The 16,752-nt window shown below is 45.7% G+C and carries 14 protein-coding genes; 9 read left to right on the top strand and 5 right to left on the bottom strand.

The features are described from left to right. Positions 1 to 399 precede the first annotated feature (399 nt). Positions 400 to 2,580, bottom strand: a complete 2,181-nt coding sequence (locus tag AABW11_RS17715; protein WP_340106537.1) for a Tex family protein — start codon at positions 2,578 to 2,580, stop codon at positions 400 to 402. A gap of 77 nt (positions 2,581 to 2,657) precedes the next feature. On the opposite strand from AABW11_RS17715, the gene hisN reads away from it, so the two are divergent. The 9 genes from hisN (at position 2,658) to AABW11_RS17670 (ending at position 12,430) form a co-directional block, all read left to right on the top strand. After that, on the top strand, positions 2,658 to 3,425 hold the full coding sequence (gene hisN / locus AABW11_RS17710) for a histidinol-phosphatase (RefSeq protein ID WP_340106535.1): 768 nt from the start codon (positions 2,658 to 2,660) through the stop codon (positions 3,423 to 3,425). A gap of 8 nt (positions 3,426 to 3,433) precedes the next feature. Further along, positions 3,434 to 5,725 carry a hypothetical protein gene (locus tag AABW11_RS17705; protein WP_340106533.1) on the top strand — a complete coding sequence of 764 codons (2,292 nt, stop codon included), beginning with the start codon at positions 3,434 to 3,436 and terminating at the stop codon, positions 5,723 to 5,725. A gap of 293 nt (positions 5,726 to 6,018) precedes the next feature. Next, a complete protein-coding gene (gene sufB, locus AABW11_RS17700) occupies positions 6,019 to 7,461 on the top strand; it encodes a Fe-S cluster assembly protein SufB (protein WP_340106531.1) in 1,443 nt (480 codons plus the stop codon). Positions 7,462 to 7,590: 129 nt separating this feature from the next. Further along, entirely contained in the window at positions 7,591 to 8,361 is a 771-nt protein-coding gene (sufC, locus tag AABW11_RS17695) for a Fe-S cluster assembly ATPase SufC (protein WP_340106529.1), read from the top strand. Between the two features lie 3 nt (positions 8,362 to 8,364). Further along, positions 8,365 to 9,690, top strand: coding sequence for a Fe-S cluster assembly protein SufD (gene sufD, locus AABW11_RS17690; RefSeq protein WP_340106527.1), 1,326 nt, complete (start codon positions 8,365 to 8,367; stop codon positions 9,688 to 9,690). After that, positions 9,687 to 10,934, top strand: coding sequence for a cysteine desulfurase (locus AABW11_RS17685; RefSeq protein WP_340106525.1), 1,248 nt, complete (start codon positions 9,687 to 9,689; stop codon positions 10,932 to 10,934). Before sufD ends, AABW11_RS17685 begins: the two co-directional genes overlap by 4 nt. A gap of 49 nt (positions 10,935 to 10,983) precedes the next feature. Beyond that, positions 10,984 to 11,535 (top strand): NifU family protein, encoded by a 552-nt coding sequence (locus AABW11_RS17680; RefSeq protein WP_340106523.1) that lies wholly within the window; start codon positions 10,984 to 10,986, stop codon positions 11,533 to 11,535. Positions 11,536 to 11,544: 9 nt separating this feature from the next. Further along, positions 11,545 to 11,880, top strand: coding sequence for a HesB/IscA family protein (locus AABW11_RS17675; RefSeq protein ID WP_340106521.1), 336 nt, complete (start codon positions 11,545 to 11,547; stop codon positions 11,878 to 11,880). Positions 11,881 to 11,920: 40 nt separating this feature from the next. Beyond that, positions 11,921 to 12,430: a DUF2480 family protein gene (locus tag AABW11_RS17670; protein WP_340106519.1), complete on the top strand. Its 510-nt coding sequence runs from the start codon at positions 11,921 to 11,923 to the stop codon at positions 12,428 to 12,430. 432 nt (positions 12,431 to 12,862) lie between these two features. On the opposite strand, the gene AABW11_RS17665 is transcribed toward AABW11_RS17670, so the two are convergent. The 4 genes from AABW11_RS17665 to sfnG are packed head-to-tail and all read right to left on the bottom strand — an operon-like array spanning position 12,863 to position 16,692. Next, complete coding sequence (locus AABW11_RS17665) at positions 12,863 to 13,957, bottom strand: hypothetical protein (protein ID WP_340106517.1); 1,095 nt, start codon at positions 13,955 to 13,957, stop codon at positions 12,863 to 12,865. 1 nt (position 13,958) lies between these two features. Then, the gene (gene metX, locus AABW11_RS17660; RefSeq protein WP_340106515.1) at positions 13,959 to 15,005 is read right to left on the bottom strand and encodes a homoserine O-acetyltransferase MetX; all 1,047 of its coding nucleotides are present in this window, start codon (positions 15,003 to 15,005) and stop codon (positions 13,959 to 13,961) included. A 14-nt stretch (positions 15,006 to 15,019) separates the two neighbouring features. Next, positions 15,020 to 15,610 (bottom strand): NAD(P)H-dependent oxidoreductase, encoded by a 591-nt coding sequence (locus AABW11_RS17655; protein WP_340106513.1) that lies wholly within the window; start codon positions 15,608 to 15,610, stop codon positions 15,020 to 15,022. Then, positions 15,607 to 16,692 carry a dimethylsulfone monooxygenase SfnG gene (gene sfnG, locus AABW11_RS17650; protein ID WP_340106511.1) on the bottom strand — a complete coding sequence of 362 codons (1,086 nt, stop codon included), beginning with the start codon at positions 16,690 to 16,692 and terminating at the stop codon, positions 15,607 to 15,609. The genes AABW11_RS17655 and sfnG overlap by 4 nt, the downstream gene beginning before the upstream one ends. Between the last annotated feature and the right edge of the window lie 60 nt (positions 16,693 to 16,752).

The following is a 16,752-nucleotide window of genomic DNA, read 5'->3' as shown; positions in this document are numbered from 1 at the left end:
GATCCCTTCGGGACAAAACGGACCGCAAATCCCGACGGAAGGAATCACCAGCCCGGCGGGTTTCACCGAAGGTATGCCTTGGGCATGCGTACTTTCTTCTTTTAGTCCTGCTTTAGCGGGGTGTCCGTTCAAAAGTAAGGGGAAAAGATGTCAATATGGGCTAATGTTAGTACCATTACTCTCCGAGAGGGGAAATGGATCTGAAAACGGCGGTACGCAAATTTTCAGACCGAGGGATGTGTTGTTGGGGTAGTTACCATGTCTTATTGGGCCCGCATTTTGTTAGATAGAGACATAGCGTGTCTCGTGAATCCAAAATTTTGACTAACTGCCAGGCTCACACTAAATTCCTCAGCCGAGCAAAACATTTTGCCATCAGACATACCATGTCTTGCTGCGCTACTTGATCAGCGATAACCCAATCCGGCCGCGTTCAATATCAATGGATTTGATCTCTACATTAATGATATCACCCACAGATACCACGTCGTGCGGATTCTCGATCCGTCTGCGCCCTTCGCTCATTTGCGAAATATGCAAAAGCCCATCCTGTTTCACTCCAAGATCAACGAACGCTCCGAAGTCCACCACATTCCTGACAGTTCCTTCCAGCTTCATTCCGGGCGAAAGATCTTCCATCTTCAATACGTCCTGGCGAAGCAGTGGTTTGGGTAGTGATTCCCGCGGATCTCGTCCCGGTTTCTGAAGGTTTTCGATAATCAGCTCAAGCGTTGGCACACCTACGCCGACCTGTTCCGCTACCTGGTCTGTTTTGATATTGGCAAACGCAGACTCAATTTTCTGCTTTTCATCCTGAAGGTTGTCAATGTCGATACCAAACAGATTACAAAGCTTTTCAGTAGCTTCGTAGCTTTCAGGATGTATCGCTGTATTATCGAGCGGATGTTTTCCGTCCGGAATTCTCATAAAGCCGGCGGCCTGCTGAAAGCGAAACTCACCAACGCCGCTGATACCTTTCAGCTCCTCGCGGCTCATAAACCGTCCTTTGGATTCGCGGTGATCCACAATGTTCTTTGCTACTTTCCGGCTCAGTCCCGATACATGCGTCAGCAGCGATGAACTGGCCGTATTGAGGTTGATACCCACATCGTTGACGCAGCTTTCAACAACATCGTCAAGCTTTTTTGCAAGCTGCACCTGGTTGATGTCGTGCTGATAAAGGCCCACGCCAATAGATTTAGGATCGATCTTCACAAGTTCTGCCAGGGGATCCTGCACGCGTCGCGCAATTGAAATGTTACCGCGCTGCGCCGCATCCAGTTCCGGGAATTCCTCTCTGGCAACGGTAGATGCCGAATAGACCGACGCGCCTGCTTCACTGATGATAAGATAGTGCAGTGTTTCATCGGGGTGAGACTCTTTGCGGGCTTGGATCAAATCAGCAATAAACTGCTCGGTTTCACGGCTTCCTGTTCCGTTGCCTATGGCGATGAGTGTGACATTATATTTGTCAATCAGATCATTGACTACCTTTTCGCTCGCTTTGATTTTCTTTTGAGGCGGCGTTGGGTAGATGGTCGTTCCTTCCTGGTAGGTTCCCAGCGGATCGATGATCGCCACCTTGCAGCCGGTTCGATAGGCCGGGTCGATTCCCATCACAACCTGGTTTTTGAGAGGCGGCTGAAGCAGCAGGTTTTTCAGATTGGTTGCGAAAGTCTCAATCGCATGTTCATCTGCCATATCGGTCAGTTCATTTCGGTATTCGCGTTCAAGCGAGGGGAGCAGCAATCGCTTATAGGCATCTTCAACCGCATCCTGAAGACGGGGCGTAAATATTGACGCATCGTTTGATATAACTATATCATCGAGTTTTTCAAGCGTGATGTTTTCATTCAGCTCAAGGTTCACGAACAGAACATTTTCGCGCTCGCCGCGGTTGATGGCAAGCACCTGGTGAGGTTTCAGTTGATGTCCGCGAGAGCTGAAATCGTAATAGTCTTCGTAATTGGTACGCTCATCAATAGCTGGGTTTTTCCGCGTGGAGATCAAACCATGTTTTCGGATAATATCTCGCAGCGTGTCGCGAACCTCCACTGATTCATTAATCCACTCCGCCACGATATCAAGTGTTGTTGTCAAAACTGTTTCGGCATCCGGAAGTTCTTTTTCTTTATCAATATACTCTTTGGCATGCTCAAGCGGATCCCCGGATTCAATTTCCTGGTCCCAAATCTTTTTGGCGAGTGGCTCAAGGCCTTTCTCTTTGGCCATATCGCCCCGGGTTTTTCGTTTCTTTTTGTAGGGAAGATAGAGATCCTCAAGGGTCTTCAGATCTTTACAGTTCTTGATTTTCTTTTCAAGCTCATCGGTCAGTTTGTCCTGTTCATCAATCGCTTTGAGAATAGTTTTCTTTCGATCTTCGAGCGTTCGGTGTAGATCAATCTGATCGCGAACGGCTCTTAACTGCTCTTCATCAAGCCCGCCGGTTGCTTCCTGTCGGTAACGGGCGAGAAATGGAATGGTGGCACCATCATCAATAAAATCGGCAACTTTTTTGATCTGTTTTGCTGATAGATTCAGAGTGTTGGCAATCTGATCAAAAATCTGAGAATCGGTCATGGAAATTGTATCTTTAAAAATTATTATATACTCCGTAATTATTTCCCAAAAATAACCACAAAGATCGACAAACCCTGATGGATTTTAATCTCAATACATTACGAAAAGCCGCTGTAGAAATTGCAGGCATCGGAGGTGATTCAACACTAAATTTTTTCAAACAGTCGTTCGACCTTGAGTTTAAAAAAGATGATTCGCCCGTCACAAATGCCGACCGAAACGCTGAAATGCTGATGCGTGAAGCGATTAAAAATCGTTTTCCCGATCACGGCATCATTGGCGAGGAGTTTGGCAGGGAGCGCGATGATGCCAGCGTGGTTTGGGTTTTAGACCCCATTGATGGTACGCAATCGTTCATTCATGGCGTTCCGTTTTATACAACGCTTATTGGGATTTTAATTGGTGGAAAACCTGAAGTTGGCGTAATATATGCGCCTGCGCTTAATGAAATGGTGTCTGCAGCAACCGGAACCGGCTGTTACCTTAACAGAGAGAAGGCAACCATCAGGCCGTGTGAAAAGCTCTCCGAAGCAACGTTTCTGACGACCGACATGGAGCACGTTTACAAACACGGATATATTAAACAATTTGAGAAACTTTTATCGGAAACTCGAATACACAGAACCTGGGGTGATGCCTATGGGCACATGATGGTGGCTACAGGACGAGCAGATATTATGTTTGATCCGATTTTAAATTTGTGGGATGCCGCCGCGCTGCTGCCGGTCGTGAAAGAAGCGGGGGGCAGCTATTTTGATGTGGAAGGAAATGAATCAGTCACATCAGGCAGTGCCATTTCGACGAATCCTGCTCTTAAATCATCGATTTTATCATTTTTTGAATAACGCCTATTATGAATAAAACTGCTACGATTGTCGGTATTCTGTTTACACTTCTGTTTTTAGTTCAACATCTGCAGGCACAAACATACGATTATCAAGCCTTTCCCCGGCTCGATGTCACTTATGAACATATGGAAGGCGATCTAACCATTAGTCCGCAGGGCGAGATCAGGGGAGAGGTATCGTATGATATTCGATTCAATGTTGAAAAGAGCGATTCTATTGAGCTTCATGCCGTCCGAATGCTTGTTGAAGATGTTTTGATTGATGAACGTACAATGGATTTCGAGATCCACAACGACACGCTCATTGTCTATTTGGATGATACATTTGCACGATCACAGGCCGCAAATTTGAGAGTTGTTTATTCTACTACGCCGGTCTTTGGTGTTTTGAGAACATACAGAGGCACCACATTTTCATCACAGCATCCCCGGACGACACGCCACTGGCTGCCGGTAGCCGATTATCCGTCTACGATGCTGTCGTATGACCTGACCGTTCGTCATCCCGCGGGCAAATCGTTCGTTATGAGCGGTTCACTTGTCAGTAACGAAGTGGCTTCAGTTGATACGGAAATCACCCGATACAGATCGGCTACTAAACGGCCGGTCACCTCGCTATTCTTTGCCCTAAGTGATTTTGAATCCACAAGCCGTGTGATGAATTTCAGGAATTTCCGGCTGCATGTTGAGCTGCCTAATGTTGTGGAATTTAATCCGGATGACCTGATCAATTTGGCCGATGAGACAATTCGGCGCATGGAAGATCTGACCGGCAAAAGCTATCCGTACGGTAATCTTCATTTAGTGGCTGTTCATGATCTTGTATGGGAGCATCGAACATTTGGTGCGGGGACAATACTTATCGATGCAAACGGGGATATTGATCAGCAGATTAGGTTTGGTGTGATGGGGCAGTGGGCCGGTGTTCAGCTGCGTGAAATGCAGTGGAGTGATGCCGATGCATTGCAGCTTTATCATGGCTACTTCGGGAATCAGCTCGGGCTTGAGAGTTTGCAGAGAGATACACTTTTGGCGTGGAATTCGCTCTACAAACAACTTTCTGCAGACAATATTGATCGATACCGTTACCATCTGAATGATAACCAGCAAATAAATAGATTTCTTACCGCATCAAAAGAGAATGTGTTCGGTGATACTCAATATCCCTCAACCTGGCAGGATTTTACAAGACAGGTTTACCGCGTGACAGGGCGACTTTTGACCAGCAGGCCTGAATTTTCGGAGCCGGTCACAGAAGAAGAAACTACTTATGTTTATGATGTTTTGATCGATCTGAATGAAACCCAAAACGAGGCGCGAATTCAATTTTCGACTGACGGGCCGCCTGTTGAGGAACTTGTAAGCCTGCAAATTACGCAATATACATTCAATGATTTGAGCTCAAGCGAATTAACATTTACCGGGGGGAGTGACGAGGTTGTGGTGAATCTTCAATCTGGCCTTGAGAATATCGAACTTCAGGTTCAAAATCGGTCAGATATCGAGCTGGATGTAGAAAAGCCATTCATGTACTGGATATATCAGCTTCAAAACAGTGAGAGTGAAAGTCAGCGGCTGAAAGCAGCTATCGGGTTGCGGCAGTATGCTGATAACCCCGACCTCCAGCTGGCTATATTAGATATGATCAGGAATGAAACAAGTTCGGAGGTAAAGGCTCAAATTCTTGAGACTCTTCGGATGGTTACGGCAGGCGCAAGCGGTACGTCCCAATTGTTTCTCGAGCGAGTAGGAGAGGATCAGCCCCAGTCTGTGCGGCTTACAGCCATTCGTGCGCTTGGCGCTTATTCCGGCAATGAACGAGTAATCCGAACACTTCAATCGATTATCAGATCGGCCGATCAGGACGAATTAAAGGTTACTGCCATTCATTCATTGGCGGATGTAACTGAAACTGACCAGTTTGTATCAATAGTTGAATCATTGATCGTTCAAGAAACTGTATTGATGCAGGTTCCGGTACTTCTTAATGCCATCGCAGATAAAGGCGCTGCAGAAAAAGCGGTTCAGCTTTCTGATACATTTCTGAGTTCCGAATTCCCGTATGACGTGCGGGTAGGAGCTCTAAATGTGATACTGGATAACGATGAATCGCAAGAGGGATGGAGCAACCGTCTTGATGAGCTTTTTACGGACGGCGATCCAAGAATTCGGTATAGAGCAGTTGCCGGTCTCCGTTTTCTGAATGAACGAGATCGAAGTCAATTGGCTGAAAGCCGACTGATTGAAGAATATGATCAGCGTGTTGCGTCAGCTCTTAGGCGTTACCAAAACCAGTAATACAGACTTTTGACGAACTATATTTTTTGAGCTTGTTGTGCGTTTAAGCAGTGATAAATGATAACTCCGAATGATAACACTGATCACTAAACTCAATTGGCTGATCAGCTTCAGATTATGGATATTGGGATAATTCGTTCCGCGTTTTAAAGGCGGTGCGAAAATGCTTATATTTATTTATTCTAGATAAGAATAAGTTACCTATCAGCGCACCGGAGCCGAACGTAAGGTTCGGTTGAAACGTTGAAATCTACAGCAATAAAGTACTGAATTTTTAAAATTTTCGGATCGACATGAGTGAAACAAAAGAATTAGAATCGATGATTGGTGAGGAGTACAAATATGGCTTCTCAACTGATATCGAATATGAAGATTTTCCTAAAGGTTTAAACGAAGACATCGTCCGTAAAATATCTGCTATTAAGGAAGAGCCTGAGTGGATGACGGAATTTCGTGTGAAAGCTTTTCACGCGTGGAAAGAGATGGAAGAACCTGAATGGTTCAACGCCAAATATAATAGTCCGGATTTCGATAACATCCAGTACTACTCTTCACCAAAGGATAAGCCGAAGAAAGATAGCCTTGATGACGTAGACCCAAAAATCCGGGAAACCTATGAGAAACTCGGGATTCCTCTCGATGAGCAAAAAATGCTCTCAGGCGTGGCCGTTGATGCAGTATTTGACAGCGTCTCGATTTTCACAACATTTAAAGAGAAGCTTGGTGAGGCGGGTGTCATCTTTTGTTCCATCTCTGAAGCTGTACAGAAATATCCGGAGCTTGTAAAGAAATATATGGGATCGGTAGTGCCGGCCCGGGACAATTTTTACTCAGCACTGAATTCTGCGGTCTTTTCTGATGGATCCTTTTGCTACGTTCCAAAAGATACAATCTGCCCGATGGAGCTCTCTACCTATTTCCGCATTAACAACATGGATTCAGGGCAGTTCGAGCGGACACTGATTATCTGTGAGGATAATAGCCACGTGAGCTACCTTGAAGGATGTACAGCGCCGATGTATGATAAAAATCAGCTTCACGCCGCTGTTGTTGAATTGGTAGCAATGGAAAACGCCGAAATTAAATATTCAACGATTCAGAACTGGTACGCCGGCGATGAAGATGGAAAAGGCGGTATTTTCAACTTTGTAACCAAACGCGGCATGTGCAAAGGCGATAATTCAAAAATTTCCTGGACACAGCTCGAAACAGGATCTGCCGTAACGCTGAAATACCCAAGTGTGATCATGAAAGGTGACAATTCCGTGGGAGAATTTTTCTCCGTGGCGGTTACAAACAAGCGCCAGCAGGCAGATACGGGGACAAAAATGATCCACCTCGGTAAGAATACTAAAAGCACGATTATCTCGAAAGGAATCTCCGCCGGAAACTCGAATAATAGTTATCGCGGAGCTGTAAAAATCAGTAAGAAAGCTGAAAACGCACGGAATTATTCACAGTGCGATTCTATGCTAATTGGCCAGACATGTGGCGCTCACACGTTCCCGTATATCGAGTCGGCCAATCCAACGGGCAAAGTTGAGCATGAGGCTACGACATCGCGTGTAGGGGAAGATCAAATCTTTTACCTGCAGCAGCGCGGACTCAGCGAAGACGACGCGATCTCGCTGATTGTGAACGGATTCTGCAAAGAAGTGCTCAAAGAACTGCCGATGGAGTTCGCAGTTGAAGCTAACAAACTGCTTGGCATCAAACTTGAAGGCAGCGTGGGCTAAAATGGCAACTTGCCTTCACGTCAGATATCAGATTAAATGCTCCTTGACATGAAAGAGGAGCGTTTCTCTAAAGAAGAGAAAACCATTGAGACCAATTTAAATTGATAAACTTAAAAATACAGAACAACCGTGTTAGAAATTAAAGATTTACATGTAGAAGTTGAGGGCGAGGGAATTGAGATCCTCAAAGGAGTGAACCTCAGCATTGGAAAAGGTGAAATACACGCCATTATGGGCCCCAACGGAAGTGGTAAAAGTACCCTTTCAAAAGTTGTCGCGGGCCATCCTGAATATGAGGTCACGAAAGGCGATATTTTATACAACGGGGAAAGCATTTTAGACCTTGATCCAGACGAGCGGGCACACGCCGGTATTTTCCTGGCGTTTCAGTATCCGGTTGATGTTCCCGGCGTAACAAATAATACGCTGCTCAGGGAGTCGTACAACACAATTGCCGCATCACGGGGACGTGAAGAGCTTGATCCGCTTGAGTTTGAAGATTACATCAAAGACAAACTTGAGCTGGTTGAAATGAGCCCTGAATTTCTCGGCAGAAGCGTAAATGCAGGATTCTCAGGCGGCGAAAAGAAACGTAACGAGATTTTTCAAATGGCAGTGCTGAATCCACAGCTTTCATTTCTGGATGAAACAGATTCAGGCCTCGATATTGATGCCCTGAAAACTGTGGCTGAGGCGATTAACCAGCTACACGGAAGCGAAGATTCTGTTGTGCTTGTGACTCACTATCAGCGCCTGCTGAACTACATTGAGCCCGATTTTGTGCACGTTATGATTGGCGGAGTTGTAGCCAAATCAGGTGATAAAGAATTGGCGCATAAGCTTGAAGACCAGGGTTATGAATGGCTGAATGCGTACGGAACTGTAAATGGAGAAGGATAAGACATGGTAAAACCTGAAAATGTACAATCATCTGTATTACATGATCTGGCCGGATATGCGCCGGATGTTGAGAATGCTCTGATGAAGAAAATCCGGGAACAGAGTTTGTTAAAACTGAATACATCTCCTTTTCCAACCCGGAAAATGGAAGACTGGCAGTTTACGGATCTAAAACCTATCACAAGAACCGAATTTTTCACATTTGACGAAGCAGGCATTCATCCCGCGATTAATGTCGAGAAGTATTTTATTCCCGAATCGGATCGCAGCAGGCTTGTCTTTATTAATGGAAAATACCAGGAAAAGTACTCATCAATTGGTGGACTTGGAAATGGCGTGACCGTTGGAAATCTGCCGGAATACCTCGATGAAAAAGAAGCAGACGAATTTCTTAATGAGCTGGTCGATTACGAAAATGATCCGTTTGTTCACTACAACGGCCTCATGTTTACTGATGGCGTTTATATCCATCTTGAAAAAGGGGCGAAAGCTGAAGCACCCATTCACGTGCTCAATTTATACACGGATTCATCCAAACCGTACATTGCCACTCCGCGAATGCTGGTTCTGGCTGATGAAGACTCAGATGTGACGATTATCGAAGATCACGTGGGCCTTTCCGACAATAAGTATATGACGATCCCGGTGTGTGAAATCAAAGTGAAGCAGGGCGCTCACATCCATCACGCAAGAATACAGCGCGATAGTCTGAACGCTGTTCACGTGTCGCGGCCGATTACCTATGTTGAGAAAAATTCGGAGTATCACTCTTACACTATAACGCTGGGAGGCAAACTGACCCGGAATGAACCGAAAGTAATTCAGGAAGATGAGGAAGTTGACTTTACGCTCGACGGACTCGTTTTGATTGACGGCGATCAGATTGCCGACACTCATTCCACGATGGATCACAAGTTTTCGCACGCCGAAAGTCATCAGTTGCACAAAGTGGTGGTAAATGGCAATGCTCATTCTATATTTAACGGAAAGATTTTTGTCCGCAAAGATGCGCAGAAAATCGATTCATTCCAGGAAAACAGGAATCTGCTTCTCTCCAGAGACGGATTGGTAAACACTAAACCGCAACTGGAAATATTTGCTGATGATGTGCTCTGTTCACACGGCGCAACGATCGGTCAGCTTGACCCGGAAGAGGTGTTTTACCTTCAGAGTCGCGGAATGACCGAGCAGAAAGCAAAAGAGGTGTTAACCTATGCGTTTGCGCTCGAAACCATTGAGAATATTAAAGTTGATTCCGTGCACCAGCTTCTGATTGATGAAGTGTACAGATACACGAAAGCCAACAATGTTGCAAAAGTAACTGCATGAACAAATCTTTAGCATCCATATCGGAACAGGTAGACTTTGATAAGATTCGGGACGATTTCCCGATTCTTAAACAAGAAGTAAACGGGCATCGGCTCGCTTACCTCGATAATGGTGCGTCGAGCCAAATGCCTGTACAGGTTGCGGATCGGATTGATCACTATCACCGATATGAGCACTCAAATGTTCACCGTGGTATTCATACACTGAGCCAGCGGGCAACGGATGCGTATGAGGAAACACGCGGAAAAATTCAGACGTTTATCAACGCCCGGTTAAAAGATGAAATCATCTACACAACCGGGACGACTGACTCCATCAACCTGGTGGCAAACAGTTATGGCGGGCAACATCTGGGCAAAGGTGATGAAATTATCCTCACTGAGATGGAGCATCACGCCAATATTGTGCCGTGGCAGATGATTGCAGAAAAAACCGGCGCGGTTATTAAAGTTGTACCGGTTGATGACAGCGGTGATCTCGATATGGAAGCATATAAATCAATGCTTTCCGGTAAAACGAAAATTGTCTCTGTGATACATATTTCAAACGCGTTGGGTACCATCAACCCGGTGAAAGAAATTACCGAACTTGCGCACGAAGTCGACGCTGCTGTTTTGATTGATGGCGCACAATCTGCCCCGCATGAAGTGATCGATGTTCAGGAATTGGATTGTGACTTTTACGTTTTTTCAGCACACAAAATGTGTGGCCCCACAGGCTTTGGAATTTTGTATGGCAAGAAAGAGTATCTCGATAATATGCCGCCGTACCGTGGTGGCGGAGATATGATTGACAAGGTGAGTTTTGAGGAGACGACTTATAATGTGGCTCCGTTTAAATTTGAAGCCGGCACGCCCCCGATTGCTGCCGGAATAGGACTTGGCACCGCGGTTAACTATCTGAGTTCGATAGGAATGGATGCAATTGCCGACAGGGAACATGCTCTTGTAGAATATCTTGTTGAGCGGCTGAAAACTGTTCCGGGTTTACGTTTGATCGGCGAATCCGAACATCGTGCGTCAGTGGCCTCATTTGTGTTCGATCATATTCACGCATCGGACATGGGAACACTGCTGGATAAACGCGGAATTGCGGTTCGTACGGGGCACCACTGTGCACAGCCAATTATGAGACGATTTAATGTGCCGGCAACAACCCGGGCATCACTTTCGTTTTACAATACGGAAGAGGATATCGATCAGCTGATAGACGGAATTAAATACGTAAAAACATTTTTTGAATAGTTTACTTGTACCCATTGTTTTTTTTAGAAACCAAGAAATAATCTGACTTATGCCGAAGATTAAAGAAATAGAACGAACGCCCAACCCTGATGCAATGCGATTTGTGCTGGGTGAACCACTGACAAACGGAGTTACAAGATCGTTCGAAAACAGTGCGGAAGCCGAGCATGATGAGCTGGCAAGCGCACTGTTTAATATCGATCATGTGATTAACGTCTACTATGTTGATAAATATGTGACGGTTACGCAGGACGGCAAGGAAGTATGGTCGGATCTGCTGCGTAAGCTTGCCCCTCCGATTCGTGAAGCTACGCCGCAGCTTGATGTCGAGGAAGATTCAGAAGTTCATGCTACCCGGGAAGTGCAGGACACCGATGATCCGCGACTGCAGCAAATCAACCAGATGCTGGATGAACAGGTACGCCCGTATCTGTTGGCTGATGGCGGCGGACTCAAAATTCTGGGCCTTGATGGCAACAGGCTGAAAGTCCACTACCAGGGCGCATGCGGCACGTGCCCCACGGCAACATCCGGAACACTCTATGCCATTGAAAGTATGGTGAAGCGCATTGACCCGGAACTTCAGGTAATTTCTGTTTAGAAAACGACTATGTCTATTTCAATAACAGACCGAGCGGCCAAGCGAATTGAAGAGATCCGCCAGAATAATAGTCACCCGGAAGGAACTCCGCTGCGGGTGAGTGTTGTGAGTGGCGGTTGCTCCGGCCTGACCTATGATCTCGATTTCGATACCGACACCGGTATGAAAGACGGGGATAAGGTTTTTGAACAGGACGGTATCAAGCTTATCGTTGACATGAAGAGTTTTCTATACCTCGCTGGTACGGAACTCGATTACACGGACGGACTCGAAGGGCAGGGCTTTCATTTCTACAATCCGAATGCAGTTCGTACCTGCTCCTGCGGCGAATCATTTTCGCTCTGATCGGTACAATTAAGAATATAAACGGCTTACAGGCAGCACCATGGGAGAGATTGTAAATAAAGTAAAACAGTCGAAGCTCGAGACAGTCGATCTGGAGAAGTTCGCTGAAGGAATCATCATCAAAGAGCTGGATCTGAAAGATTTTCTGTTCCATGAGATGATTCTCAAGGAGAAAGAGTTCAGAGAGAAACTGAATAACTTAGACTGGTCACAGTTCGACGGAACCTATCTTACCGTCCACTGTTCAACAGACGCTATCATTCCAAAGTGGGCGTATATGTTGGTTGTTCAGCATGCAGAAGAATTTGCTCGAAACGTCTACTTCGGTACAAAAGAAGAAGCAATACGTCAGTTGTTCAAGGAGAAGCTGGATCTTGTTGACTGGCGAAAATATGACGGCCGTTTTGTACTTCTGAAAGGGTGCAGCAAGATGGATGTACCTCCTGATGTTTATATGTATGCAACAAAGAAATTACTCCCGCATGTTCAAAAACTGATGTACGGTGAAGCGTGCTCGAATGTACCGGTGTATAAAAAGCCCAGGAAATAAGATGTTATCTTGAAATTGGTTTCATGCTTACACGTTTTATGAGTGTCCCCCTTCTGGAGGGTATGAAAGAACTGTCAATTAAATCCTCAGGTTTGTCATTTTAGCCACAAAGGCACAAGTTCACGAAGATATACTAAATTTAATAATTTCAACCATTAATCCTTTGTGATTCTTAGTGACCTCGGGAATTCGTGGCTATATCACGTAATTTAATTTATTGTTGATACATTATTTTCTCAAAGCCTCTCTGAAGGGGCAATAGGGGATAAGCAGAAGTGACTTTAAAGCTCAAATTAAAATATTAGAGATAGATAGTCCATGTCTAAAAATCTCACTGGCAACGTCAAGTTATGCTCCTCAATCTGAGAACTTTATAGGCTCAAATCCATTTCCATAATACATGGTAATATAGTTCTCAGCCCTATATTAAAATCACCGCCCATTCCTCATAATCTGCCGAATATCAGCCAGAACTCCTGCTGAAGTAACCTCTTTCCCTGCACCGGGCCCCTGGATGATGAGAGGTTGATGGCTGTAACGCCGGGTGTGAATCTGAATAATATTATTGGTTCCCTGCAGGCGGGCCACCGGTGAATCAATATCAAGCTCCTGAAGACCTACTGTTATGTCGTCTTTTTTCATCTTTCCCAGATAGCGGAGCGTCTTGCCTGCTTTTTTCAGTTCCTCAAGTTTAACTTTCCATTCAGAATCAAATTCTGGCAGACGCTCGAGAAATGTTGCCGAATCAACATTTGCCAGTTCTTTTGGCGTGATGGGTTCTACATTAAGATCTCCCCGTTCAACCGTATATCCGCTCACTCTCGAGAGAATCATCATTTTCCGTGCTACATCTTCTCCGGACAGATCATCCCGGGGATCAGGTTCGGCATATCCAAGCTGGCGTGCTTTCAGTACTGCTTCGCTAAAGGGAAGGCCTGCATCAAGCTGCGAAAAAATGTATGTCATCGTTCCAGAGAGAACTCCGCTCACTTCTGTGATTTCATCACCGCTTTTCACAAGGTCTCTCACGGTACGAAGCACGGGCAGACCGGCACCAACATTTGTCTCATATAGAAATTTGACGTCGTGCTCGTCCGCAGTTTTTTGAAGGAGATCAAAATACACTTGCTTTCGTGTGTTCGCAATTTTGCTGGGCGTTACCACATGTATCCCTTTTTCGAAGAGTTTCAGGTAGAAGCCTGCAACTTCATGGTCGCCTGTGGCATCAACAAATACAAGCTCCCTTCCATCGGCAGGCTCAAGCTTTTTTATGATGCGGTCCCAGTTTTTTGCTTCACTATTTGCAAGAGCTTTCTTGTTTATCTTAAATTCTTCATCATCTATCCATAGAGTCCGGGTAGAATTGCACGCCCCGATAATGTTAAAGGAATCGGCATCAGAAAGATTACTGATTTGACGAATCAAGGTTCCGCCTACGGCGCCAATCCCCGCGATGAATATATCCGTTTTGTTCGATTTAGTTCCGGGGACAGGTAGATGTCTGCTTAATGCTGAAATGTTGCTCATATTAGTATGTCAGTATCGACTGAATATCTTTAAAAGGTTTTATAATATTGTGAAGCTGTTCAAATTCAATTAGAAAGGCATCGTGTCCATAAGGGGATTCGATCAGGTGCAGGCGGCTGTTGGGAAGTAACTTTGCCAGTTCTTTTTGCTCGGAGACAGGGTAGAGGTGGTCGGAATCTACGCCTATGACCTGAACGGGAATTTCAACTCTGTTTAGCAGAACTTCTTTCGAGGGTCTGCATCGTGAGATATCATGCGAGTCCATCGCCTTTGATAAGATTACGTATGAGTTTGCATCAAACCGTTTTGCCAGCTTTTCACCCTGATACTGCAGATAAGATTGAACCTGGTATTGATCTGAGCCTTTCTGTTTTCTGCGCCCAAATTTGGTATCGTAGTTGTCGGGCGTGCGATAGGTAATCATTGCCATCATCCTTGCGGCCGCAATGCCTTGGTCCGGACCGTCATCAAAATCGTAATTTCCGCCGTTCCATTTCGGGTCTGCCTTGATGGCGGCCCGCTGTGCCTCGCTGATACCAATTGCCCATGGACGATGCGCCGCTCCCATCGCAATGAGGCAGGCTGATTGAATGCGGCGATCCATGACGGTAAACTCAAGTGCCTGCATGCCACCCATCGATCCGCCGATCACAAGTTCAATTCCCCGGATATCGAGCTGATCGAGCAGCAACTGCTGAAAGCGAACCATATCTCTGATTGTGATGTCAGGAAATGACGATCTGTAGGACTCGCCGGTTTTGGGATCGTTAGTCCACGGGCCTAATGAGCCGTAACAGCTCCCCGGAACATTGATACAGATGATGAAGTTTTTTGCAGGATCATAAAGTTTGTTCTCTCCAATCAAACCGGGAAACCACTCATCAGCCGCTGCATGGCCTGTAAGCGCATGACAGATCAAAATCACATTATCCCGGCTCTCGTTGAGAGTTCCCCATGTTTTATAGGCAACCTCCGGATGTTCGAAACGGTGACCAGATTCAGTGATAAAATCTTTTTTGAGATGAGTCTTTATAATTCCCTCATTCATGGCTTTTCAGTTATTTATGATTCAATTAGTGCTTCACGTTTGATGACCGGCTGATCAGGGCCTTTGTACGTTTGATTTAAGCGAACAGACAATCGAACGGTCTCTTCAGCCAGGTTTTTCAACCTTATGATGACGCCCTCATCCGTAAGCGTTCCCTCTGTAAAGTGGCGGTTGGATGCGTAAACCCCACCGGGAACGGTGTAGGCATTAAAGTACCCAAACAGCGGCTTGAACTGATGCTCAATGGACAAGTAGTGATGATCTGAACCACCGGTTGCTATGATACCTACAACTTTTCCTTTGAGAGCATCGTTTGGAATCAGATCGAAGAGGTTTTTAAACGCACCTGAATAGGTTCCCCGGTAGATAGGGGAACCTACGATAAGGGCATCTGCATCAGCGATTTTATCGAGAGCTGTTCGTGTGTCACCGGTGTAACTGTCAGGATTACGGCCATCACAAAACACAAGATCACTATTTGACAGCGTGATGAGGTCCGTGTGAATTGATTCATCCTGGCCTGATGCAAACTCAAGCGCTTTTTGAATGACCAATTCAGTTTTCGATTGCATGCTCAAACTTCCTGAAATTCCAAGTATGGTCATGCTGCTACTCCTTTTTCTTTCAGCTGTTCTTCTTTTTCACGAACCAGCGGAATGACTTCCTTGCCGAATCGTTCGAGTTCTTCATCATAGTGAAAGAATCCGGTTAGGATTAGATCAACGCCAAGTTGCTTGAGTTCGATTACGCGGTCGGCAACCTGCTCAGGTGTGCCAATGAGACCCGTCTTGAAACCATCGTTATACTGAACAAGGTCTTCAAAGGATGAATCGGCCCACATGCCTTCACCTTCTTTTGATGAGGCACCGGCTTGCTGTACGGCATCACGGAAATCGTTGACCGCATCTTCATTTGCATGACCAATGATTTGTTCAAGCTGGTCGATTGCTTCTTCCTCTGTATCGCGGACAATCACAAACCCGTTCAGGGCAAACTTCACGTCCCGGCCTTCCTTTTCGGCGAGCTGTTTAACGTCATCGATTTGCTCTTTGATGCCACTGTTGGTGTTTCCATTCATAAAGTACCAGTCGGACACCCGTGACGCCATTTTTCGTGCTGCTTTTGAATTTCCGCCCTGGAAGATCGGAATACCGTCTTTCCTGGGTTTGGGTTTGTGAGGAGCATCGCTGATTTGATAGAAATCACCACGATAGTTTGCATTCTCTTTCGTCCAAAGTTCTCTCAGAACTTCAATAAACTCTTCGGATCGTCTGTACCGTTCATCATGCTCCAGCCACGGTTCTCCGAATGAGGTGAATTCACCCTTAAACCAGCCGCTCACTACATTAACGGCTACACGTCCGTTGCTTATATTATCAATGGTAGACAGAATTTTTGCGTAAACAGCCGGATGCCAGAGCCCCGGATGTACAGCCGATATCAGGTTAATCTTATCTGTTACGGCTGCAAGCGCGGATCCGAGGGCAGCTGCTTCAAGCTGGTTATCAGCGCCATAACTGGCGATAAACCGTGTTTGCAGCAAGGCGTACTCAAAACCAACCCGCTCTGCAATTTGAGCGTATTTCTTGTTTGCTTCAAAATCCCAGCTTGTCTTTTGTGGCAGTTTAGACACCACAAGACCTCCGCTGACATTCGGTACCCAGTATGCGAATTTTACGTTACTCATTTGTATATTAGATTTAATCTTGATGCCGACATGTCCCAGCTAAAAGTCACTGTCGGCGTT

This window comes from Rhodohalobacter sp. 8-1, assembly GCF_038150125.1.
In the GTDB taxonomy this organism is placed as follows: Bacteria; Bacteroidota; Rhodothermia; order Balneolales; family Balneolaceae; genus SW132.
Note: the sequence above shows the minus strand (reverse complement) of the source record. Positions and strands in the feature narration are given on the sequence as shown.